We start from the raw sequence: 21,511 nt of genomic DNA on the forward strand, positions 1-21,511 counted from the left end.
GCTGCCCGCCGTCAATGGAACGCGGATGGCCCAGTTTCCAAAGAAAATTACCGACGATCCCTATGGCGCGGCGATCCTGATTCGCCGCCTGGTCATGGAACAAGGGGTTACCTATTGGCGGCGCTATCTGACCGCGTTCGCCCTGATGGCCGTGGCGGCCGGCTCGACGGCCGGCGCCACGTACGTGCTCGGCCAGGTGATCAACCAGGCCTATGTCGACAAGAACATCCCCGGCATCGCCATGTTCGCCGGGATCACGGTGGTGCTGCTGTTCATCAAGGGCGTGGCGACCTACGGCCACATGGTGATCCTGAACAAGATCTCCAACGCCATCCTCGCCAGCAACCAGCGGCAACTGTTCGCCAAGCTGATGAGCGAGAGCATCGGCTTCTTCTCGCAGCGGCACTCGTCGGAATTCCTGGCGCGGCTGACCGCCGGCGCCAAGTCGATCACCGACGTACTCAACATGCTGGTCAATGCGATCGGCCGCGACTTCCTGATGCTGATCAGCATGGTCGCCGTCATGGTCTGGCAGGACCCGCTGATGTCGTTCATCGGGCTCGTGGCGGTACCGCCGGCAATGCTGATGCTGCGCAGGCTGGTGAAGCGGATCAAGGGGCTCGCCTACAACCAGTTCACCGGCACCGCCGACATCATGGAGACGATGCAGGAATCGCTGCAGGGCATCCGCACCGTGAAGGCGTTCACGCTGGAAGGCACCATGCAGCAGCGGATCGACGAGCACATCGCAACCGTCGAGAGCAATGCCAACAAGATGGCGCGCGTCGCCAACCGCTCCAATCCGCTGATGGAAATGCTCGGCGGCTTCGCGGTCGCCGGCTGCCTGATGTATGGCGGCTACAGCGTGGTTGCGCTCGGTTCCACGCCGGGCCAGTTCTTCACGTTCCTGACCGCCTTCCTGATGGCGACCGAACCGGCCAAGCGGCTGGCGCGGCTCAACATCGACCTCAACAGCCAGCTGGTCGGCGCGCGGATGCTGCTCGAGGTCGTCGATAGCCCGGCGAGCGAGCAGACCGACGACGACAAGCCGGCCCTGAAACTCTCCGACGCGCGGATCGAACTGCGCGACGTCAGCTTCGCCTATCGGCCGGGCGAGCCGGTGCTGAACCGCATGAGCTTCGTGGCCGAGCCCGGCAAGGTGACCGCGCTGGTCGGCCCCTCCGGCGGCGGCAAATCGACCGTGCTGGCCTTGCTGCTTCGCTTCTACGAGACGCGCGAGGGCGACATCCTGATCGACGGACAGCCGGTCTCGTCAGTGTCACGCAAATCGCTACGACAGCAGACCGCCTATGTCGGACAGGACGTCTATCTGTTCCGCGATACCATCCGCGCCAACATCGCCTTCGGCAAGCAGGGCGCCACCGAGCAAGAGATCGTCGACGCCGCCAAGGCCGCCTGCGCACACGACTTCATCATGAGCTTCCCGCTCGGCTACGACACGCCGGTCGGCGAGCACGGCACCCAGCTGTCCGGCGGGCAACGCCAGCGCATCGCGGTCGCCCGCGCGCTGATCAAGAACGCGCCGATCATCCTGCTCGACGAGGCCACCGCCGCGCTCGACTCGGAGTCCGAGAAGCAGGTGCAGGAAGCGATCGAGCATCTCTGCCAGGGCCGCACCACGATCGTGATCGCGCACCGTCTGCACACCATCATGCATGCCGATGCGATCCTGGTGGTCGAGGGCGGCGAGATCGTCGAGCGCGGACGGCACGAGGAACTGCTGCGCCGCGGCGGCCGCTACGCCTCGTTCTTTCGCCTGCAGCACCACCACGACCCGTCGCCGCTGGCGCTGGCGCCGATCAGCGCCACCGGCTAGGGCCTGTCATCCCCTCGGGGCAATGCCTGCGCGCAGCACGCGCAGGACATTGCCGCCCATGACCTTGCGGATTTCGTCCTCCGAGAACCCGCGCGACATCAGCGCCTGGGTCACGGCGACGATCTCGCTGGCATCGAAGCCCGTCGTGGTCGAGCCGTCGAAATCCGAGCCGAGGCCGACATGGTCGATCCCGACCAGGTCGCGCACATGGGCGATCGCCCGCGCGACGTCCTTCGGATCGAGCGAGCAGACCGCGCCTTGCCAGAAACCGATGCCGACCACGCCGCCGGTCCGCGCGACACCCCGGACTTCGTCGTCGGTGAGGTTGCGGTTGACCTTGCACGTCGCCTGAACGCCGCCGTGGCTCGACACCACCGGGCGCGTCGCCATCGCCAGCACCTCGGCGACCGCCGCGTGGCTCGAATGCGCGAGGTCGACGATCATGCCCATCGCCTCCATCCGCTGCACCACCTGCCGGCCGAGCGGCGTCAGGCCGCCCTTTGCGACGCCGTGCATCGAGCCGGCGACATCATTGTCGAAGAAGTGCGCGAGACCGGCCATTCTGAATCCGGCGGCGTAGAGCACGTCGAGATTGGCGACATTACCCTCCATGTCCTGCAAACCCTCGATCGACAGCATGCCGCCAACCACCGTCGCACCGCTCTTGCGGTCGGCGAGCAGGCGGTCGAGGTCGGCCGGCGTCGCGATCAGGCGCAGCCGCCCGGCGGAGTGCTCGGCGAAGCTCCGCAATTTCTCGGCATGCCACAGCGAGCGCTGCAGCAGCGAGAACCACGTCCGCGGCGGCTGCAGATCGATGATGGCGAGGTTCGTGATGGTATCGGTGTCGGCACCGTTGGCATCATAGTTCTGGCCCTTGGGCGACTTGGTGACCGACGAGAACACCTGTAGCACGTAGTGTCCCTCAATCAGGCGCGGCAGATCGATATGGCCGCGATCGGATCGCGCGATCAGGTCGCGCTTCCACAACAGGCTGTCCGCATGCATGTCCGCCACGTCGAGCGTCGCCTGCAAGTCCCTTGCGGCGGGCGTGATATCCAGCGCCACGTGCTGGACCCTGTTCTGCGCCCGGTCGATCCGCTCCGGGACGACCGTGAAAAACCGAACGGCGGCGGCGATCAGGGCCACAACGATCAGCCCCAGGCTGACCGAAAGCCATTTCCTCATGGGCAGCACCGCCTTTGTCGACCAAAGGCGGTCGCGCTCGGCGGAAAGCTGGCCTCACCTCTGCGCCGGATGCAGCCGCGGCCACTAGCCCTGAGCGGCGTAAGCGCGTAAATACCGCCCGCGCTCCCTCCTTCAACCCTCCGGGACCCGTTCATGAACGCCGCATCCACCGTCATTCCGCTTCCCCCCCAGCCCTCGCTTCCCGTCGTCGGCGAATCCGGCAGCTATCCGGTCCGCCGCATCTGGTGCGTTGGCCGCAACTACCTCGAGCATATCAGGGAGATGGGCAATGACGAGCGCGCGCCGCCGTTCTTCTTCGGCAAGCATGCCGACATGCTGGTGCCCGACGGCGCGACCATCCCCTATCCGCCGCTGACCAAGGACCTGCATCACGAGGTCGAGCTGGTGGTGGCGATGAAGAGCGGCGGGCTGAACATTCCCGCCGACAAGGCGCTCGAGCATGTCTACGGCTATGCCGTCGGCATCGACCTGACCCGCCGCGACCTGCAGATCGCCTCGCGCAAGAAGGAGCGGCCCTGGGAGATCGGCAAGTCGTTCGACTATTCCGCGCCCTGCTCGGCGATCCAGCCGGCCGCGAAGATCGGCCACCCGACCGCGGGCAAGATCTGGCTCACCGTCAACGGCAAGGAAGCCCAGAAAGGCGACCTCACCGAGCTGATCTGGAACGTGCCTGAGATCATCTGGCAGCTCTCGCAGCAGGTGAAGCTCGCCGCCGGCGACATCATCATGACCGGCACGCCCGCCGGCGTCTCGCAGCTGCAGGTGGGCGACAAGCTCGAATGCGGTGTCGACGGCGTCGGCAAGCTCGCGGTGACGATCGGCAAGCCGGAATAGACGACCTCGGGAACGAGGCAAGGCCCAAAGCCCCGGACCTCAGGTCCGGGGCTTTTTGCTGTGCGCGCTCAGCGCATCGTGCCGGGCATGCAGGGCGGCTCGGTGAAGGGAGCGGTCGCGAACGATCCAACCTTCGGCGCGCGCACGCAATCGGTGGTCTTGCTGCTGACCGTCGTTGTCGTCATCGAAGCATTGGCGCGCCGCACCGCAGCGTTGTTGCCGGCGGCGGACACCTGGGCCGAATAGGCGGCCGCCGCAATCAGCGCAAGCGCTGCGAGGGTCAATCTGGTCATGGGATTTCTCCGTACGGTGGGTGAAGCCGACCTAGCTCGGCTCCTGTGATCAAGGACCGCGAGTGCCCGGAAATTATTTCATCACGCGCGATCACCGCGCCGCGAGCGCCCGATCACATCGGATGGAGCGGGGAATACCGGAGCGACCGGAGCACTCCATGTCATCAAGGCCGCGCACAAACGCGGCGACGAATGTATGGAGATTTTCATGATCGATCTTCGACGACCCGGCGTACGACTGGGCTTGGCTGCGATTATGTCCGCGGCAATGGCGACCGCTTGCTTTGCACAGGCGGCGGTCCAGCAGCCCCGCGCCTACGCGTCAAACGAAACCGCGAGCAGGCCGTGGTCGGCGCCGGTCGGCCATCGTCAACCGCGCGCCGCCGATATTCCGGCGACGACATCGACATCGCAGCAGGTCATCGATCAGGAGGACGCTATCGTCGACCGCAAGATCAAGGGGATTTGCCGCGGCTGCTAGAGCATGATCCGGAAAAGCGCGAAGCGGTTTTCCGAGAAGACCATGCTCAAAGACGAAGAGCAGCACCTCGGTCTCTCCGGCGGCGGAGCTTACTGCCTTTCGGCAGCCTGCGGCGTGTCCGGGCCGAAATGCGTCTTCTCGTATTCGAGCCATAGCTCGAGCAGCGCCATGAACGCCACCACCGCGCCTGCGGCGATGGCAAAATGCATCGCGCGGGTATGCGTGAAGCCGAGCAGCCAGGGCGAGACGATCAGCCAGCACCCGACGACCAGGTTGATCCATTCTTCCCAGATCGAGAACGCGACGATCGCCGCCAGCGACATGATCGCGATCGCCGCGCCGCTGATCCTGAGATCGATCGCCGCGGTCGGATTGGCCTGCACGAACAGCCACGGCGCAGCAAGCAGGAAGATCGCGGCGACGAGGTTATAGAGATCGAGCGCCGATTCTTTTCGCCATTTCATCATCTGCTGCTCCATTGCTGTCTCAAGCCCGACGTTCATGCGCGCCGGCCGCATTGATGTCCTTTCCGGTGAAGTCGGTCATCAGCGCAGTCGCGACCAGCGTGATGACGGCGCAGAGCGCGATGTAGATCGCAATCGCGACCCACGAATGATAGGTGCCGAACAGCCACGCCGCGATGAGCGGCGCGGGACCGCCGGCGATGACGGATGCGAGCTGATAGCCGAGCGAGGCGCCGCTGTAGCGCAGCCGTCCGGTAAAGCTTTCGGCGATCAGCGCTGCCTGCGGCCCGTACTGCATGTCGTGCGGAATGAGCGAGAGAATGATCGCGAGGAAGATGATCGACTCCGATCCGGTATTGAGCATCGCGAAGTAGATGAAACCGAAGATGCCGGTCACCAACGCGCCGATCATGTACATGTTCTTGCGGCCGATCTGGTCGGACAGGTGCCCGAACACCGGGATCGAGACGAACGACAGCACCGAGGCCGCGAGCACCGCGGTGAGCAGGAAGTCGCGCGAGACGTGCAGCGTGCCGGTGCCGTAGGAGAACACGAAGGCGGTGAAGATGTAGAACGGCGCCTGCTCGGACATCCGCGCGAAGGCGGACAGCAGGATCTCCTTCGGATGGTCGCGGATCACCGTCAGCATCGGCGTGCGGTCGAGCTGTCGCTCGGCCAGCAGCTTGCTGAAGACAGGCGTTTCCAGAATGCCGAGCCGGATATAGAGGCCGACGCCGACCAGGACGATGCTGAGCGCGAACGGAACGCGCCAGCCCCACGCCAGGAACTGGTCGCCCGACATCTGGCTGAAGGCCAGCACGGCGAGATTGGCGAGGAACAGCCCGCATGGCACGCCGAATTGCGGCCACGACGCGATCAGGCCGCGGGAGCGATCGTTGCGCGCCCATTCCATCGACATCAGCACCGAGCCGCCCCATTCGCCGCCGACGCCGACGCCCTGGATGAAGCGCAGCACGGTCAATATCACCGCGCCCCAGATACCGATGCTGGAATAGGTCGGCACCAACGCGACCGCAGCGGTGGCAAGGCCCATCAACAGCAGCGTCGCGATCAGCGTCGACTTGCGGCCGATGCGGTCGCCATAGTGCCCGAAGATCGCGGCCCCGATCGGCCGCGCGACGAAGCCGACCGCATAGATGGCGAAGGCCTCCAGCGTGCCGACCCAGGGATCGGAATGCGGAAAGAACAATTTTGCGAAAACCAGGCCGGTGACGGTGCTGTAGAGAAAGAAGTCATACCACTCGATCGCGGTCCCGACCGTGGAGGCGATCACCGCACGGCGCATCTGCAGCTGATGCTCGGATGGCGTGAGCTGGTTGGCGTCGAGGCCGGGGGTTGGACGAAGCGTTGAGCCAAATGTTGCCATGGGGGTGTCTCCCTCGCAGGCCCCCGGACGGATATTGACTGTGGTTCGTTTGAGTACGAACGATAACGCGCCCCGGAAAGTTCCACCGGAACGGACCGTCGAGGCTTGAACTTTAGTCGGCCTTCAGTCGGCCATGGCGAGCGACAGATCTGAGCGCGTCGAGGGCGTCGTCCGCCACCGCTCGCCCACCGGGGGACCATGCTTCGCAGATGGCTGCCGGATATGCCCGGCAGTCGCCGGGCGGCTCCGTCAATCTGCCGCGCTTCGTCTTATGACAACCCGAGCGCCCGTCCGTCGCTGCGCGGATCATGCGCCCCGGTGATGCTTCCGTCAGCGTCGATCCGGATCGCACCCGGATGTCCCGCGAGCGGGCTCTGGGCTGGTATCGGACTTATCTCGTGGCCGCGCTCGGCGAGCGCCTTGAAGACCGCTTCACCGGCATCCTTCTCCAGCTTCAGGCTGTCGCGCGCATCGGAGAACGTCTTGCCGAGCAGGAAGCGCGGCCGCGCCAGCGCGGTGAGCGGATCCATGTTGTAGTCGATCAGCCTGGTCAGCACCGCCGCGAGCGTCTGCGGCTGGCCGTCGGCTCCCTGCGTGCCGCACAGCAGATGCGGCCGTCCGCCCTTGAGATAGATCCCCGGATTGAGCGTGTGGAACGGCCGCTTGCCCGGCTTGAGGCAATTGGGGCTGGCCGGGTCGAGGTTGAACGACGCACCGCGGTTGTGCCAGATGATGCCGGTGTCGCCGGCCACCATGCCGCTTCCCCAATCGTAGTAGACGGTTTGCAGCATGCTGACGCAATTGCCGTCCCGGTCGGTCGCGGCGAGATAAACCGTGTCGCCCTTCTGGAACACGTGCGGCCACGGCATCGCCTTCGCCACGTTAATCGCCTTCGCGCGCGCGTCGAGGTAGCTCGCGGAGAGCAGCTGATTGACCGGGACGTCGACGAATTCCGGATCGCCGATGTAGCGGCTGCGGTCGATGAAGGCCTGCTTCACTGCTTCGACCAGCAGGTGATAGTAGTCCGCGCTTCCTTCCGGATATTTTGCGAGCTCGAAGCGGTCGAGGATGCCCATGATCTCCAGCGTCGTGAGACCTTGCGTTGGCGGCCGCAGCCCGAGCAGCTCGCCGCCGCGATAGCTGACGCGCAACGGCGTCTCGTCGCGAGCGCGGCAGCGCGCCAGATCGTCGGCGGTCAGCGGCGAGCCGATCTGCTTCAGTCCGGCCGCAATGCGCGCGGCGAGCTTTCCTTCATAGAAATCACGCCCGCCATTCGCCGCCAGCATCTCCAGCGATTTCGCGAGCTCGGCCTGGACCAGCGGCTCGCCGATTTCAGGCATCCGGCCGGCGGGCATGAAGATGCGCTGGATGTCGGGCCAGTCCTTCAGGTTCTTCGCTTCCATGTCCTGCCAGAAGCGCTGCGACGGCGTGACCGGGAAGCCCTTGCTGGCGCATTCGATCGGGCGCGCGAACAGCGACGCCCAGCTCTGCTTTCCGCCCCAGGACTTGCGGCTGAAATCGAACGCCTGGTCCCAGACGTCGACGGTCGTGGCCGCGGTCAGCGCCGACCCCGGCCCCCGGATCGGGACCGAGCCGCTGTAGTTCGGCAGGTTGAGCGCGGCCTGACCTGCGCCGGACAGCGTCCGGACATTTCCCTTGCGGTCACTGATCACCATGAAGCTGTCGCCGCCGAGGCCGCTGAAATGCGGATAGGTCACGCACAGCGTGGCACCGATGGCGATGACCGCCTCGATCGCATTGCCGCCCTTGCGCAGCACCTCGAGCCCTGCCTGCGTGGCGAGCTCGTGCGGGCTCGTCACCATGCCGGTCTTCGATCGCGCCAGCGCACCCGTGTTGTCGAGGGCCCAGAGCGGTCGCGGCGCCGCCGCGGCGACCGCCGTGAGCATGGACCCGACCAGCAACTCCCTGCGCGACATGCCAAGATTGGCCATTCGACTTCCCTCCCCGTTTCCTCGTTGTGTCGATGTTGTGCGATCGCGGGCTGCGGACACCGCGACGTCCAAATCCCCGAGGATCGCCACTGGCATTTGGCATACCAAGATTGAAGAAAATTCTTACTTCGGTCAAGCCCGTTGAGAAGGCGCAAGCGAGGTCGAGCCCACCCTGACCCGATCATGATGGTCATAAAATCGGTGCGGGGCCGCGCGCGGCCCGGAGGATCGCGCCGCGCCGACGCGCCGAGCTCTAAGCCCGATCGCTGCGGCGGTACGGCACGTAGCGCGGCGTCCAGACCTTGGCGTGAATCCGCGCCTCGACCTGGTCGATCGGAACGTCCCTCGCCAATCCCTCCTTGTGCGCCTGCAGCGCGACCGCAAGCGCCACGGTCTGCGAGACGTCGCGCAACGCGCTGACCGGCGGCAGCAGATTGTGCTTCGGGTTGTCGCGCGCCGGCGAGACGCTGGCGAGCGCCTTGGCGGCGGCCATGAACATGCCGTCGTTGACCCGGCTGGCACCGACCGCGAGCGCGCCGACGCCGACCCCCGGGAAGATGTAAGAGTTGTTAGTCTGGTCGACCTTGAAGCGCGCGCCGTCGCGCATAATCGGCGGGAACGGGCTGCCGACACCGATCAGCGCCCGCCCCTCGGTCCACGCCTCGATATCGACCGGCGTCGCCTCCTCGCGCGAGGTCGGATTGGACAGCGGGAAGATCACCGGCCGCTTGTTGCATTCGGCCATCGCGCGGACGATCGGCTCAGAGAACGCGCCGGCCTGGCCGGAGACGCCGATCAGCACGGTCGGCCTGGCATTGCGCACGACGTCGAGCAGCGCGATCTTGTCGGGGTGGCTGAGCTGCCAGCCCGCGATCGCCTGCCTGTCCTGCACGAACGGAAGCTGGAACGCGGCGAGCCCGCCCATGCCCTCGAGCAGCAGCCCGTCGCGGTCGACCATGAAGAAGCGCTTCGCCGCCTCGCTCTCCGGCAGGCCGGCATCGACCATCGCGGCGCGGATCAGGCTGGCGATGCCGCAGCCGGCCGAGCCCGCGCCCAGCACGGCGACGCGCTGCTCGGTGAGCGGCACGCCGGTGACGTTGATGGCGGAGAGCAAGGCGCCGGTCGCCACCGCCGCGGTGCCCTGAATGTCGTCATTGAAGGTCAGGAGCCGGTCGCGATAGCGCTCGAGCATACGCGTCGCGTTGTTCTTGGCGAAATCCTCCCATTGCAGCAGGGCGCGCGGCCAGCGCTTCACCACCGCCGCGACGAAAGCCTCGATGAAGTCGTCATAGGCCTGGCCGCGGACGCGCTCGTTGCGCCAGCCGACATAGAGCGGATCGGCGAGGCAATCGGGATTGTCGGTGCCGACGTCGAGCATGATCGGCAGCGTCGTCGCCGGATGCAGGCCGCCGCAGCCGGTATAGAGCGCGAGCTTGCCGATCGGGATGCCCATGCCGCCGGCGCCCTGGTCGCCGAGGCCGAGGATGCGCTCGCCGTCGGTCACCACGATCGCCTCGACGTGATCGAAGCGCGGATGGGCGAAAATGCGGTCGATTCGGTGCTGATGTGGGATGCTGAGGAACAGCCCGCGCGGCTTGCGGAACAGCCGACTGAATTTTTGGCAGCCCTCGCCGACGGTCGGCGTATAGACGATCGGCAACAGCTCTTCCAGGTTGCCGACCAGGAGCGCGTAGAACAGCGTCTCGTTGGTGTCCTGCAGCTCGCGCAGAAAGGCATAGCGCTCGATGTCGGTCTCAAAGCCGCGCAGCGCCTCGAGGCGGCGCGAGACCTGCTCGTCCAGCGTCAGGATATTGGGCGGCAACAGGCCGTGCAGGTCGAACGCCTCGCGCTCGGCCTCGGAGAACGCCGTGCCCTTGTTCAGCTGCGGATCGGCCAGCAGCTCGTAGCCGCTCAGCGCAGTGGTCGCAAAAGCTCCTGATGACTCCGACATGACAAGGTCCCCTCAATGCGAAACGCCAGAAGGGACGTTATCACGCCCATGTAACGCATCGGAGCGCGAAGGCGCGCCGCCGCGCAAAGTTGAACGGCCCCGACGCTGCGGCTGCACCTGCGGACCGACACCAACATACCTTGGTATAGCCCGCCTGATTCCTTGTGATGGCCCGTGCTTACGCCCGTACAGTTGAGCGATGGCGAGAGATTTTTACACTCGCGTCTACTCCAACGTGATCAGGATCACTGCTCCGAGCCGTCAATCACAAGACTGTCACGCGTAGCAGGTGTCGACTGGAACGCGGGTTTCGAGGACCACTCAGATGATCGTCAACATTCAGAAATTGAACGGCCTGTGGCACCTTATCGTCGGGTCGTGCAAGATCCGAACTCCGTTCCTGGAGACCCAGGACCGGGAGTGGGTCGTCGCCTACGCCAGGCGAATCTACCCCGGCGCCAAGGTTTTCGAGCGCGACTGACGCTGTTGCGCCTCACAGCTCTCGTCGCAGACAGAAAGCCCTGGAGCATACTCCGGGGTTTTTGCTTTCAACGCAGCAACCCCGCCGCGATCAGTGCAGCGCCGACATCACGATCAGGCCGAGGATCAGCGCGGTCGCGGAATACTTGAGCGTGTAATATACGTTCCGATTCCACTCCTTGACCTTGCGGCTGGCGAGATGGACCTCGTAGAGCTTGCCGAACACCTTGTTCAGCGCGCCGACATGCTCGCCGTCGACGTTCTGGGTCGCCGACGCCTTGACGATGTTGTGGCTGACCCAGCGGTTCATCGCCGTCATGAAGCCGTACTTCATCGGGCGCTCGACGTCGCAGAACAGGATGATGCGGTTGACGTCGGTCTTGTTCTCGGCGCTGTGGATGAAGGTCTCGTCGAACATGAAGGCCTCGCCGTCGCGCCAGACGCATTCGACGCCGTCGACGAGGATGCGGCACTGGTTCGAGTTCGGCGTCACGAGGCCGAGGTGATAGCGCAGCGAGCCGGCGAAGGGATCGCGGTGCGCCCCGAGCTTGCCGCCCGGCGGCAGCATCGCGAACATCGCGCCGTGCACGCTCGGGATCGAGTTGAGCAGCTCCACCGTCTTCGGGCAATGCGTCCGCGCCGAGGGCAGAAAGTCGTCGTACCATTTCAGATAGAAGCGCTTCCAGCCGCTTTTGAAGAAGGAGTAGAAGCCCCAGTCGTTGTTCTTGGCCGCGGCACGGATGAAGCCTTCGTCGAACAGGCGCGTGGCCTCGTCGCGGATCGTCTCCCAATTGTCGGAGAGCTTCTTGAGCTCGGGAAACTGCTCGACCGGAATCACCGGCATGTTGGGCACGGCAGAGCCGGCATACATCAGCACATTGTAGGGCGCGAGGTAGGTCGAGTGATCGCCGAGCTGGCGAGCGAAACGCAACCGATGCTTGCCGCGGAAGTGGACGTAGAGCGTAGAGGCCACCAGCACGTAAAGAATGACGAGCTGCGGCGCGAAGAGCTGTCTCAACATGATCCGTCTATGAATATCGCTGCCCGCCGACGCTCTTCATGCCCCGCCCCGTAGGAGCCTTGCCCTTCACGGGTGGCCCAGTCCGGGCGGCGAAACGCGTCGCCGTCCGCGAAAATTCCCCTGTTTCATAGTGACTTGGCACTGCGGCGCGGTCTGGCAAATGAGCCGGAATCGTTGCCGCGGTGCCGTCCCGGACGAGCCATGTAAGCGTTCGCTCACCAAATGTGAAGCATCGCGCCGCACGGGCGCCAACTTTGTGACACTATTCACACATCTAATTCGCCATTGACAAACTGATTATACAATTCCTAATCCTGAGTCACCCGCCGAAGAGCGCGGACGCCCAAAGGGAGGAATGATGAGACAGTTTCTGGCGGCAGCCATTGTCGCGGCGATGACCACGGCCGCTCACGCCCAGGTTTCCGATGATGTCGTGCGCATCGGCGTGCTGACCGACCTGTCGAGCTGGGGCCGCGACAATTCGGGTCCGGGCTCGGTCGAGGCGGCCAAGATGGCGGTCGAGGAATTCGGCCCCACCGTGCTCGGCAAGCCGATCGAGATCATCTCGGCCGACCACCAGATGAAGACCGACGTCGGCGTGCAGATCGTGCGCGGCTGGTTCGACAACGGCAAGGTCGACGCCGTCGTCGACATTCCGAATTCCGGCATCGCGATCGCCGTGCACAACATGGTGCGCGAGCGCAACAAGATCGCGCTCTTGTCCGGTCCTGGCGCGAGCTCGCTGACCGACGAACTGTGCAGCCCCAACACGGTGCATTTCGCCTACGACACCTACGCGCTGTCCAAGGTGACGGCCTCGGCCGTGATCAAGGAAGGCGGCAAGTCCTGGTTCTTCGTCACCGCGGATTACGCCTTCGGCCAGCAGCTCGAGAAGGACGCGACGCGCTTCATCAACGAGATGGGCGGCAAGGTGCTCGGCAGCGTCAAGCATCCGACCAACACCGCCGACTTCTCCTCCTTTGCGCTGCAGGCGCAGAGCTCGAAGGCCGACGTGGTGGCGTTCGCCAATGCCGGCCAGGACACCGACAATTCGATCAAGCAGTCCGGCGAGTTCGGCCTCGTGCAGGGCGGCCAGAAGCTGGTCGGCCTCTTGATGTTCGATACCGACGTGCATGCGATCGGCCTCAACGCCGCGCAGGGCACCTACATGACGACGGCATCGTACTGGAACATGGACGAGAAGACGCGCGCCTGGTCGAAGAAGTTCTACGCCCGCGCCAATGTGATGCCGACCATGATCCAGACCGGCGTCTACGGCTCGGTGCTGCATTATCTCAAGGCGATCCAGGCCGCCGGCACCGACGATCCGAAAGCGGTGATGGCCAAGATGCGCGAGCTGCCGATCGAGGACACCTTCGTGCATGACGGCAAGCTGCGCGAGGACGGCCGCGTGATCCGCGACATGTATCTGGCGAAGGTGAAGAAGCCTTCGGAGTCCAAGGAGCCGTGGGACTATCTCGACATCGTCAAGACGGTGAAGGGCGAGGACGCCTATCGTCCGGTCTCCGAGTCGAAGTGCCCGCTGCTCAAGAAATAGGATCGATCGCGTGGCCAACGAAGAAACTCATGATTGCGACGCCCTGGTCGTCGGCTCCGGCTGCGCCGGGCTGTCGGCGGCGGTCACCGCCGGCCATCACGGACTGAAGGTCCTGGTGGTCGAGAAGGAGCCGCGGTTCGGCGGCACCACCGCGCGCTCCGGCGGCTGGCTGTGGATCCCCGGCACCTCGCTGGCCAGGGCCTGGGGCATCGAGGAGAGCCCCGATCAGGCCAAAACCTATCTGCGCCACGAGGCCGGCAACAGCTTTGATGCCGCGCGCGTCGATGCGTTCCTGACCGAAGGGCCGAAGGCGGTCGACTTCTTCACCACCAGCACCGCGGTGCGCTTCGACATGCCGCTGACCTTCCCGGACTATCATGCGGAAGCGCCGGGCGGCGCGCAGGGCGGCCGCTCGATGGTGACGCGGCCGTTCGACGCCCACGAGCTCGGCGACGCCCTCAAGAATCTCGGCAGCCCCCTGCCCGAGCTCACCGTGTTCGGCATGATGCTCGGCTCCGGCAAGGAGATCGTGCATTTCATGCGCGCGACGAGATCGCTGACCTCGGCGGCCTATGTCGCCAAACGGCTGTCGAAGCACGCCATCGACGTGATGCGCAACGGCCGCGGCATGACGTTGACCAACGGCAACGCGCTCGCCGGACGGCTGGCGAAATCCGCCTTCGACCTCAAGATCCCGCTTTGGCTCAACTCGCCGGTGCGCGAATTGATCGTCGAGAACGGCGCGGTGCGCGGCGCGGTCGTCGTGCGTGAAGGGCGCACGATCCGCGTCAACGCCAAGCGTGGCGTGGTGCTCGCCTGCGGCGGCTTCCCGCATGACGTCGCGCGACGGCAGAAGATGTTTCCGCACGCCCCCACTGGAAAAGAGCATTATTCGCCGGGCCCGACCGGCAACACCGGCGACGGCTTGCGCCTTGCGGAATCCGCCGGCGGCCGCGTCGACGACTCGCTGCCGAACGCCGCGGCCTGGGTGCCGGTCTCAGTCACGACGCGCAAGGACGGCTCGAAGGGCGTGATGCCGCATTTCATCGATCGCGCCAAGCCGGGCGTGATCGCGGTGATGGCCGATGGCAGGCGCTTTGCCAATGAAGGCAATTCCTACCACGACTTCGTGCAGGCGATGATCAAGGCGGCGAAGCCCGACGAGGAGATCGCGGCGCATCTCATCTGCGATCACGAGACGCTGCGCAAATACGGCCTCGGCTGCGTGCCGCCGCGCCCGATGCCGCTCGGCCATCATCTGAAGACCGGCTATCTCAAGCGCGGCGCGACACTGGCGGAGCTCGCCGCGCAGGCCGGCATCGACGCCAAGACGCTCGAGGCGACCATCGCGGAGTTCAACACCACCGCGGCGGAGGGACGCGATCCCGCCTACGGCAAGGGCTCGCGTGCCTATAACCGCTACCAGGGCGATGCGCTGCACGGACCCAATCCTTGCATCGCGCCGATCCGGCACGGGCCGTTCTACGCCATCAAGATGGTGATCGGCGATCTCGGCACCTATGCCGGCATAAGGACCGATGCCCATGCCCGCGCGCTCGACGCCGACGGCCAGCCGATTGCCGGCCTCTATGCCGCCGGCAACGACATGGCGAGCATCATGGGCGGCAACTATCCCGGCGCCGGCATCACACTCGGGCCCGCGCTGACCTTCGGCTACATCGCGGGCAAGCACATCGCCGGCGTGGCGGCGGAAGGAAGCGCGCCATGAGCGCAATGGCGACCCTGCTCGCAGGCAAGCGCGCGCTGGTGACCGGCGCTGCGCACGGCAACGGTCGCGCCATCGCGCTTGGCCTCGCGGCGCATGGCGCGGACGTTGTTGTGACCGACATCGATCGCGCCAGCGCCGAGCAAACCGCGGCCGACATTCGCCAGCACGGCCGCGCGGCATGGCCGTTCGAGCTCGATGTCACCGATGCGGAGGCGTGCTCCGCGCTGGTGCAGCGTGCGGCGCGCGAGGTTGGGCCGATCGCGATCCTGGTCAACAATGCCGGCATCATCATCCGTGAGGGCATCGACTCGCCCCGTGCACGCGAGAATTGGCGGCGGGTGCTCGACGTCAACCTGACCGGCACGTTCAACGTCACCCACGCCTTCCTGTCGGCATTGCGCGAGACGCGCGGCACGATCATCAATCTCGGCTCGATCGCGTCCTTCCTCGGCGTTGCCGATACGCTGGGCTATGCGCCGTCCAAGGGGGGCGTCAAGCTCCTCACCCAGGCGCTCGCCCGCGAGCTTGCCGCCGACGGCATTCGTGTCAATGCGATCGCGCCCGGCGTGATCGAAACGGCGATGACCGAAGCGACCCCCAACGACCCGAGCCGGCTCGCCGGATTTCTGGGCCGCACACCGCTCGGCCGCGTCGGGCAGCCGGAGGAGCTGGTCGGCCCGGTGGTGTTCCTCGCATCGGAGCTGGCATCTTATGTGAACGGCGTGACCATGCCGGTCGACGGAGGGTTTCTCGCCGTATAAGCACATTGTGGGAGCTGGCAGGGCCACATGACGAGAGAGAGCCGCGGCATACAGTCGATCGAGGTCGGCGGAGAATTGCTCCGCGCGCTGGCCCGCAGCGGCGAACCGATGATGCTGCGCGATCTCGCCCGCGAAGCCGGCATGCCGCCGGCCAAGGCGCATCCCTATCTCGTCAGCTTTTCCCGCATCGGCCTGATCGAGCAGGACGAGACCACTGGCCGTTACGAAATCGGGGCGCTGGCGCTCGAGCTCGGCCTGATCAGCCTGCGCCGGCAGTCGGCGGTACGGATCGCAACGCCGCGGATCGCAGCGCTCGCCGACAGCATCAATCACGCGGTGTCGCTGTCGGTCTGGGGCACCCACGGTGCGACCGTGGTGCGGCTCGAGGAGCCGAGCCATCCGGTGCATATCGCGATGCGCGTCGGATCGGTGGTGGCGCTGCTCGAGACCGCGACCGGCCGCGCCTTCGCCGCCTTCATGCCGCCGAACGCGATCAGGACCGCGCTCGACAGTGGCCTCGATCGCCTCGGCGTCGGCTACAATCCGAAGCGTCCGCCGGCGGACGCGAAGACGGCCGATATCCTCGCCGAGGTCCGCAGCCGCGGGCTGGCGCGGGCGATCGGCGATCCCTTGCCCGGCGTCAACGCCTTGGCCACGCCGGTGTTCGATCACGCCCGCCACGTCGCGCTGGTCATCACAGCGATGGGCCCGGAGGGCACCTTCGACGCCAGCTGGGACAGCGCAATTGCAACTGCGCTGCGCGATTGTGCGGCCGAGATCTCACGGCAACTGGGGCGCGGCACAGCGCCGGCGACCGAAAGACCGTGACGTAAGCACGCTCGTCCGGCTCCCTCCTCGCGCGCAAGTGCCACTGAGTTGCCCTACATGGCAAGTCCTCCGGTGCTTATCCGGAGCACAACTCAGTGTATGATGTGTGTCCGTCTCACCCGATCGAGGGGGGCTGCGCATCGTCACGGATGTTACGGTGAGATGCGGTTGACGCCCGAGCGCACGTAATGGCTGGTGTCTTCAAAGCGCGCAGCGCCTTTGGGAAAGAAGGTACGTCCGATCGGCGCATCAAGCTAACATCGAACCAGATTTAAGACTTGTCGGCAACACTCTCCGAATCGGCGCGCGGCACTCCAGCCTCCACGACCTCCCGGGATACTGCGCGGCTGCATCCAACAGCGAAACACGACACCGACCGGTGACGAAATGACACGATTGATGAAATCAGCGACCATCACTGAGCGAGCTGTGGTGCCGTTCACTCACGCTCTGTTCAAGCTATTTAGATTAGGACTGCGAACGGATCGGGAAGCAATATCGATACGTCCGCAGCCAGCTCGAGACGGTGCTTCATCAGGTTCTTCCAGTAAACTCGTCCGCGTGACCAATATATAGCCGACTCGCTCACAGCTTGCAGAGGTATTGACGTCCATTCGTATTTGGATCAGATCCGTCGCTAGACGACAAGAAGAGCGCTCCACCCCAATGCGAATATGCGCCTCGCCCAATTTTCTGGATCGTGTCATGAGCTGAGTGGGGTGGTCCAAGGAGCTTACCATCCTCGAACAATGCGAGGCTAGAACTTATGGGGCTCGTACTGTCGTCACCCCGCGGAAGATAATCCGGCAGTGTCGCACCCCACATTAAGCCGCCGTTGCTCGCAAACGACTCGATACGAAACTCGGTCGGTTTACCGGACTCGATCCGGCGACCGTTCTCAATCTCGAAGGGACTGAACCACTCGATCGCGTCGGATAGATGGCGTTGACCTGTAAATTTCCGGCCGTACAGGCTTTGGATTGGGATTGCCCAATCGAGGGAATCGGGACGCTTGCGGGCGACGAGCATGTGGAAGGCGATTCTTTGGTCGAAGGTGCCGATAAGGCCTTCGCCGTACGAGCCGAGCAGGGCTGGTTTAACGAGCCAGCGCGGCGACTGCGGAGAGAAGTGAAGCGAAATCGAGTTGAGGAGGTCGAATTTCGCCGCCGCATAATAGTCAAGCATGAGCGTAGGGCTGAATTGATAGAAGCCATGATCAACGCAATTGCTCATCGGCAAGATATGGACGGCAAGGCCGCCGGGACGCAGCATGCGCGAGATGTTGGTGAGCGCGTTCGGAACGTGAAAGACGTGCTCCAGCGTCCCGCCGTTAAGCACCACGCCGAAGCGGCCGATCAATTCAGGTGGAAGACTTTCATTGTTTAGATCAAACTCGAAATCGGCGCCCTCGTATTTGCTGATGTCGATGCTTGACAGATCATTTAGCCCTCCGCACATTTGAAAATAACGAGCCGCGCTCATAGGGCGATCGGCGGATGCCCATAGCGAAACCTTCTCTATGGCTTTAGTAAAGGCTTTCTCTGAGAAGCCGCAGTCCATCACACCAAGCGTTGCGACCGGCCCATTGGCATGGTGTGCCAAAAGCCACCCGCGCAATAGGACTGCAACGTTGAGCGCCAAACCCATGATGATGCCTCACTTTGGAGGGGCAGCGCATTTGCCTCCCCTACTGACTAGCCGATTGCGGGGTAAGAGCCGCAGGGCAAGTAGCTCTGTAACCCGAGAGAGCCGACCCTAGCAACCCGAGCCTTGGCAGGCCATCTCTGATTTCCCGAATCCGAAAAGGACCTTATTGCACGGCCCATCTTGGTATGACCGGTTCTCGACCGGTGCACGGGGGCGACCAGTCAAATTGCGTGCGGCATCCCAGCTTGATGCACGAGCCTGCCTAGCAAAAAGCCCCGGGCGAGGCCGGGGCTCTTCACGTGATCGATTGCTGCGGGCGCGGATCAGTAGCGGTAGTGATCCGATTTGTACGGACCTTCCTGCTTCACGCCGATATAGTCGGCCTGATCCTTGCGCAGCTCGGTCAGCTTGACGCCGATCTTGGCGAGGTGCAAGCGGGCGACCTTCTCGTCGAGCGTCTTCGGCAGCACGTAGACCTTCTTGGCGTACTTGCCGTCCTTGTTGTTGGCGAACAGCTCCATCTGCGCCAGCGTCTGGTTGGTGAAGGACGCCGACATCACGAAGGACGGATGGCCCATCGCATTGCCGAGGTTCACGAGGCGGCCTTCCGATAGCATGATGATGCGGTGCTTGTCGGGGAATTCGATCTCGTCGACCTGCGGCTTGATGTTGGTCCACTTCAGATTGCGAAGGCTCGCGATCTGAATCTCGTTGTCGAAGTGACCGATGTTGCAGACGATGGCGCGATCCTTCATCGCGCGCATGTGCTCGATGGTGATGATGTCCTTGTTGCCGGTGGCGGTGACGAAGATGTCGGCGCGCGGCGCCGCGTCTTCCATGGTCACGACCTCATAGCCTTCCATCGCCGCCTGCAGCGCGCAGATCGGATCGACCTCGGAGACCATGACACGGCAGCCGGCCTGGCGCAGCGAGGCGGCCGAGCCCTTGCCGACGTCGCCGAAGCCGGCAACCATCGCGACCTTGCCCGACAGCATCACGTCGGTGCCGCGGCGGATGCCGTCGACCAGCGACTCGCGGCAGCCATAGAGGTTGTCGAACTTCGATTTGGTGACGCTGTCGTTGACGTTGATCGCCGGGAACAGGAGCGTGCCCTTGTTCGCCATCTCGTAGAGGCGATGCACGCCCGTGGTGGTCTCCTCCGAGACGCCCTTGATGTTCTTGGCGATCTCGGCGAACCAGCCCTTCGGCTTCTCCTTCAAGAGGCGCTTGACCAGCGCGTAGAAGATTTCCTCTTCCTCGGAGCCCGGCTTGTCGAGGAAGGCGGTGTCGCCCTGCTCGGCGCGGTATCCGGCATGCACCAGCATGGTGGCGTCGCCGCCGTCATCGAGGATCATGTTCGGCGTGCCGCCGCCGTGCCAGTCGAACAGCTTTGCGGTGTAGTCCCAGTACTCGGTCAGCGTCTCGCCCTTGACGGCGAACACCGGAATGCCGGCGGCGGCGATCGCGGCCGCGGCGTGATCCTGGGTCGAGTAGATGTTGCAGGAGACCCAGCGGATATCGGCGCCGAGCGCGGCCAGCGTCTCGATCAGCACCGCGGTCTGGATCGTCATGTGCAGCGAGCCCGCGATGCGCGCGCCCTTCAGCGGCTGCTTGGGGCCGAACTCCTCGCGGGTGGCCATCAGGCCGGGCATCTCGGTCTCGGCCAGCGAGATCTCCTTGCGGCCGAAATCGGCGAGCGCAATGTCCTTGACGATGTAGTCGGTGAAGCCGGGCTTCGTGGGGGCGTTCATTTGAGCGTCCTGTTGTTAAACTGGTCGTTCCGGGGCCCCTCGAAGAGGCGAATCCGGAATCTCGAGGTGATGATTAGGGATTCCGGGTTCGCTCACTCCCGCGAGCGCCCCGGAATGACGCAAGTATCAGAGCGCGCGCTTCAGCTGCTCGACGAGATCGGTCTTCTCCCAGGAGAAGCCGCCCTCATTGTCGGGCGTGCGGCCGAAATGACCGTAGGCCGAGGTGCGCGCGTAGATCGGGCGGTTGAGATCGAGATGGCTGCGGATGCCACGCGGCGTCAGATCCATCGCCTTGGCCGCCGCCTTCTCGAGCTGATCCTCCGACACCTTACCGGTGCCGTGGGTGTCGATGTAGATCGACAGCGGACGCGCCACGCCGATCGCATAGGCGAGCTGCAGCGTGCAGCGGTCGGCGAGACCGGCCGCGACGATGTTCTTGGCGACATAGCGCGCAGCATAGGCGGCCGAGCGGTCGACCTTGGTCGGATCCTTGCCGGAGAATGCACCGCCGCCGTGCGGAGCCGCGCCGCCATAGGTGTCGACGATGATCTTGCGGCCGGTCAGGCCGGAGTCGCCGTCGGGACCGCCGATGAAGAACTTGCCGGTCGGATTGATGTGCCAGATCGTCTTGTCGCTAATCCACTCCTTCGGCAGCGCCTCGCGGACATAGGGCTCGACGATGTCACGGATCTGCTTGGACGAGAGGTCCTCGACCAGATGCTGGTGCGAGACGACGATCTCGCGGACGCCGACCGGCTTGCCGTTCTCGTACTGCACCGTGACTTGGCTTTTGGAGTCCGGACCCAGCACCTTCTCGCGGCCGGAGTGGCGCGCTTCGGAGATCAGCCGCAGGATCTTGTGGGCGTAGAAGATCGGCGCCGGCATCAGGTCCGGCGTCTCGTTGGTGGCGTAACCGAACATGATGCCCTGGTCGCCGGCACCCTCTTCCTTGACCTCGCCCGGCTGCAGCGCGTCGACGCCCTGCGCGATGTCGGCCGACTGCGGATGCAGCAGGATCTCGATGTCGCAGTTCTTCCAGTGGAAACCGTCCTGCTCGTAACCGATGTCCTTGATTGCAGAGCGAACCACGCTCTCGATGTGGTCGTTGGTGACCGAGCTCGGGCCGCGCGTTTCGCCGGCGATCACCACCTTGTTGGTGGTCGCGAGCGTCTCGCATGCCGCGCGGATCTGCCACGGGTCGATGCCCGCTTTCGGTCCCTCGCGATAGAACAGATCGACGATCTCATCCGAAATACGATCACAGACTTTGTCCGGATGGCCTTCCGAGACCGACTCGCTGGTGAACAGGTAAGACGCGCGCATCAAGCAAA

At 64.6% G+C, this 21,511-nt stretch carries 18 protein-coding genes; 8 read left to right on the forward strand and 10 right to left on the reverse strand.

Annotation, left to right across the window (positions count from 1 at the left end; translation table 11 throughout):
• Positions 1-25 precede the first annotated feature (25 nt).
• Positions 26-1,837, forward strand: coding sequence for an ABC transporter ATP-binding protein (locus ACVWY5_RS23380; protein ID WP_028338303.1), 1,812 nt, complete (start codon positions 26-28; stop codon positions 1,835-1,837).
• A 6-nt stretch (positions 1,838-1,843) separates the two neighbouring features.
• On the opposite strand, the gene ACVWY5_RS23385 is transcribed toward ACVWY5_RS23380, so the two are convergent.
• Positions 1,844-3,022: a dipeptidase gene (locus ACVWY5_RS23385; RefSeq protein ID WP_028338304.1), complete on the reverse strand. Its 1,179-nt coding sequence runs from the start codon at positions 3,020-3,022 to the stop codon at positions 1,844-1,846.
• Positions 3,023-3,175: 153 nt separating this feature from the next.
• On the opposite strand from ACVWY5_RS23385, the gene ACVWY5_RS23390 reads away from it, so the two are divergent.
• Positions 3,176-3,877 (forward strand): fumarylacetoacetate hydrolase family protein, encoded by a 702-nt coding sequence (locus tag ACVWY5_RS23390; protein WP_028338305.1) that lies wholly within the window; start codon positions 3,176-3,178, stop codon positions 3,875-3,877.
• Positions 3,878-3,945: 68 nt separating this feature from the next.
• Here ACVWY5_RS23390 and ACVWY5_RS23395 read toward each other — a convergent pair whose 3' ends face one another.
• Positions 3,946-4,170, reverse strand: coding sequence for a hypothetical protein (locus ACVWY5_RS23395; protein ID WP_028338306.1), 225 nt, complete (start codon positions 4,168-4,170; stop codon positions 3,946-3,948).
• A gap of 208 nt (positions 4,171-4,378) precedes the next feature.
• Here ACVWY5_RS23395 and ACVWY5_RS23400 point away from each other — a divergent pair, with 208 nt between their 5' ends.
• A complete protein-coding gene (locus ACVWY5_RS23400) occupies positions 4,379-4,651 on the forward strand; it encodes a hypothetical protein (RefSeq protein ID WP_321176984.1) in 273 nt (90 codons plus the stop codon).
• 89 nt (positions 4,652-4,740) lie between these two features.
• On the opposite strand, the gene ACVWY5_RS23405 is transcribed toward ACVWY5_RS23400, so the two are convergent.
• From ACVWY5_RS23405 to ACVWY5_RS23420, 4 genes are all read right to left on the reverse strand, one after another.
• Positions 4,741-5,118, reverse strand: coding sequence for an SPW repeat protein (locus ACVWY5_RS23405; protein WP_321176985.1), 378 nt, complete (start codon positions 5,116-5,118; stop codon positions 4,741-4,743).
• 19 nt (positions 5,119-5,137) lie between these two features.
• Positions 5,138-6,502, reverse strand: coding sequence for an MFS transporter (locus ACVWY5_RS23410; protein ID WP_028338309.1), 1,365 nt, complete (start codon positions 6,500-6,502; stop codon positions 5,138-5,140).
• 269 nt (positions 6,503-6,771) lie between these two features.
• Positions 6,772-8,454 (reverse strand): gamma-glutamyltransferase, encoded by a 1,683-nt coding sequence (gene ggt / locus ACVWY5_RS23415; protein WP_028338310.1) that lies wholly within the window; start codon positions 8,452-8,454, stop codon positions 6,772-6,774.
• A gap of 253 nt (positions 8,455-8,707) precedes the next feature.
• A complete protein-coding gene (locus ACVWY5_RS23420; RefSeq protein WP_028338311.1) occupies positions 8,708-10,405 on the reverse strand; it encodes an NAD-dependent malic enzyme in 1,698 nt (565 codons plus the stop codon).
• A 325-nt stretch (positions 10,406-10,730) separates the two neighbouring features.
• Between ACVWY5_RS23420 and ACVWY5_RS23425 the strand changes: the two genes are divergently transcribed.
• Positions 10,731-10,886 carry a hypothetical protein gene (locus tag ACVWY5_RS23425; RefSeq protein ID WP_016843659.1) on the forward strand — a complete coding sequence of 52 codons (156 nt, stop codon included), beginning with the start codon at positions 10,731-10,733 and terminating at the stop codon, positions 10,884-10,886.
• A gap of 90 nt (positions 10,887-10,976) precedes the next feature.
• Here ACVWY5_RS23425 and ACVWY5_RS23430 read toward each other — a convergent pair whose 3' ends face one another.
• Complete coding sequence (locus ACVWY5_RS23430; RefSeq protein WP_028338312.1) at positions 10,977-11,906, reverse strand: aspartyl/asparaginyl beta-hydroxylase domain-containing protein; 930 nt, start codon at positions 11,904-11,906, stop codon at positions 10,977-10,979.
• 355 nt (positions 11,907-12,261) lie between these two features.
• Between ACVWY5_RS23430 and ACVWY5_RS23435 the strand changes: the two genes are divergently transcribed.
• The 4 genes from ACVWY5_RS23435 to ACVWY5_RS23450 are packed head-to-tail and all read left to right on the forward strand — an operon-like array spanning position 12,262 to position 16,782.
• On the forward strand, positions 12,262-13,464 hold the full coding sequence (locus ACVWY5_RS23435) for an ABC transporter substrate-binding protein (RefSeq protein WP_431014813.1): 1,203 nt from the start codon (positions 12,262-12,264) through the stop codon (positions 13,462-13,464).
• A 10-nt stretch (positions 13,465-13,474) separates the two neighbouring features.
• Complete coding sequence (locus ACVWY5_RS23440) at positions 13,475-15,193, forward strand: FAD-dependent oxidoreductase (protein WP_028338314.1); 1,719 nt, start codon at positions 13,475-13,477, stop codon at positions 15,191-15,193.
• On the forward strand, positions 15,190-15,954 hold the full coding sequence (locus ACVWY5_RS23445) for an SDR family NAD(P)-dependent oxidoreductase (RefSeq protein WP_028338315.1): 765 nt from the start codon (positions 15,190-15,192) through the stop codon (positions 15,952-15,954). The genes ACVWY5_RS23440 and ACVWY5_RS23445 overlap by 4 nt, the downstream gene beginning before the upstream one ends.
• Before the next feature lie 27 nt (positions 15,955-15,981).
• On the forward strand, positions 15,982-16,782 hold the full coding sequence (locus ACVWY5_RS23450; RefSeq protein WP_028338316.1) for an IclR family transcriptional regulator: 801 nt from the start codon (positions 15,982-15,984) through the stop codon (positions 16,780-16,782).
• Between the two features lie 585 nt (positions 16,783-17,367).
• Here ACVWY5_RS23450 and ACVWY5_RS23455 read toward each other — a convergent pair.
• The 3 genes from ACVWY5_RS23455 to metK form a co-directional block, all read right to left on the reverse strand.
• Entirely contained in the window at positions 17,368-18,429 is a 1,062-nt protein-coding gene (locus tag ACVWY5_RS23455; RefSeq protein WP_051376449.1) for a methyltransferase domain-containing protein, read from the reverse strand.
• A gap of 323 nt (positions 18,430-18,752) precedes the next feature.
• Entirely contained in the window at positions 18,753-20,180 is a 1,428-nt protein-coding gene (gene ahcY / locus ACVWY5_RS23460) for an adenosylhomocysteinase (protein ID WP_028338317.1), read from the reverse strand.
• 126 nt (positions 20,181-20,306) lie between these two features.
• Positions 20,307-21,503, reverse strand: a complete 1,197-nt coding sequence (metK, locus tag ACVWY5_RS23465) for a methionine adenosyltransferase (RefSeq protein WP_028338318.1) — start codon at positions 21,501-21,503, stop codon at positions 20,307-20,309.
• Between the last annotated feature and the right edge of the window lie 8 nt (positions 21,504-21,511).

The organism is Bradyrhizobium sp. USDA 3256, assembly GCF_054058275.1.

Coding starts and splice junctions, on each gene's coding strand:
- ACVWY5_RS23380 (WP_028338303.1), top strand. CDS start 26: ATGGCCCAGTTTCCAAAGAAAATTACCGACGATCCCTATGGCGCGGCG.
- ACVWY5_RS23385 (WP_028338304.1), bottom strand. CDS start 3,022: ATGAGGAAATGGCTTTCGGTCAGCCTGGGGCTGATCGTTGTGGCCCTG.
- ACVWY5_RS23390 (WP_028338305.1), top strand. CDS start 3,176: ATGAACGCCGCATCCACCGTCATTCCGCTTCCCCCCCAGCCCTCGCTT.
- ACVWY5_RS23395 (WP_028338306.1), bottom strand. CDS start 4,170: ATGACCAGATTGACCCTCGCAGCGCTTGCGCTGATTGCGGCGGCCGCC.
- ACVWY5_RS23400 (WP_321176984.1), top strand. CDS start 4,379: ATGATCGATCTTCGACGACCCGGCGTACGACTGGGCTTGGCTGCGATT.
- ACVWY5_RS23405 (WP_321176985.1), bottom strand. CDS start 5,118: ATGATGAAATGGCGAAAAGAATCGGCGCTCGATCTCTATAACCTCGTC.
- ACVWY5_RS23410 (WP_028338309.1), bottom strand. CDS start 6,502: ATGGCAACATTTGGCTCAACGCTTCGTCCAACCCCCGGCCTCGACGCC.
- ggt (WP_028338310.1), bottom strand. CDS start 8,454: ATGGCCAATCTTGGCATGTCGCGCAGGGAGTTGCTGGTCGGGTCCATG.
- ACVWY5_RS23420 (WP_028338311.1), bottom strand. CDS start 10,405: ATGTCGGAGTCATCAGGAGCTTTTGCGACCACTGCGCTGAGCGGCTAC.
- ACVWY5_RS23425 (WP_016843659.1), top strand. CDS start 10,731: ATGATCGTCAACATTCAGAAATTGAACGGCCTGTGGCACCTTATCGTC.
- ACVWY5_RS23430 (WP_028338312.1), bottom strand. CDS start 11,906: ATGTTGAGACAGCTCTTCGCGCCGCAGCTCGTCATTCTTTACGTGCTG.
- ACVWY5_RS23435 (WP_431014813.1), top strand. CDS start 12,262: ATGATGAGACAGTTTCTGGCGGCAGCCATTGTCGCGGCGATGACCACG.
- ACVWY5_RS23445 (WP_028338315.1), top strand. CDS start 15,190: ATGAGCGCAATGGCGACCCTGCTCGCAGGCAAGCGCGCGCTGGTGACC.
- ACVWY5_RS23450 (WP_028338316.1), top strand. CDS start 15,982: ATGACGAGAGAGAGCCGCGGCATACAGTCGATCGAGGTCGGCGGAGAA.
- ACVWY5_RS23455 (WP_051376449.1), bottom strand. CDS start 18,429: ATGGGTTTGGCGCTCAACGTTGCAGTCCTATTGCGCGGGTGGCTTTTG.
- ahcY (WP_028338317.1), bottom strand. CDS start 20,180: ATGAACGCCCCCACGAAGCCCGGCTTCACCGACTACATCGTCAAGGAC.
- metK (WP_028338318.1), bottom strand. CDS start 21,503: ATGCGCGCGTCTTACCTGTTCACCAGCGAGTCGGTCTCGGAAGGCCAT.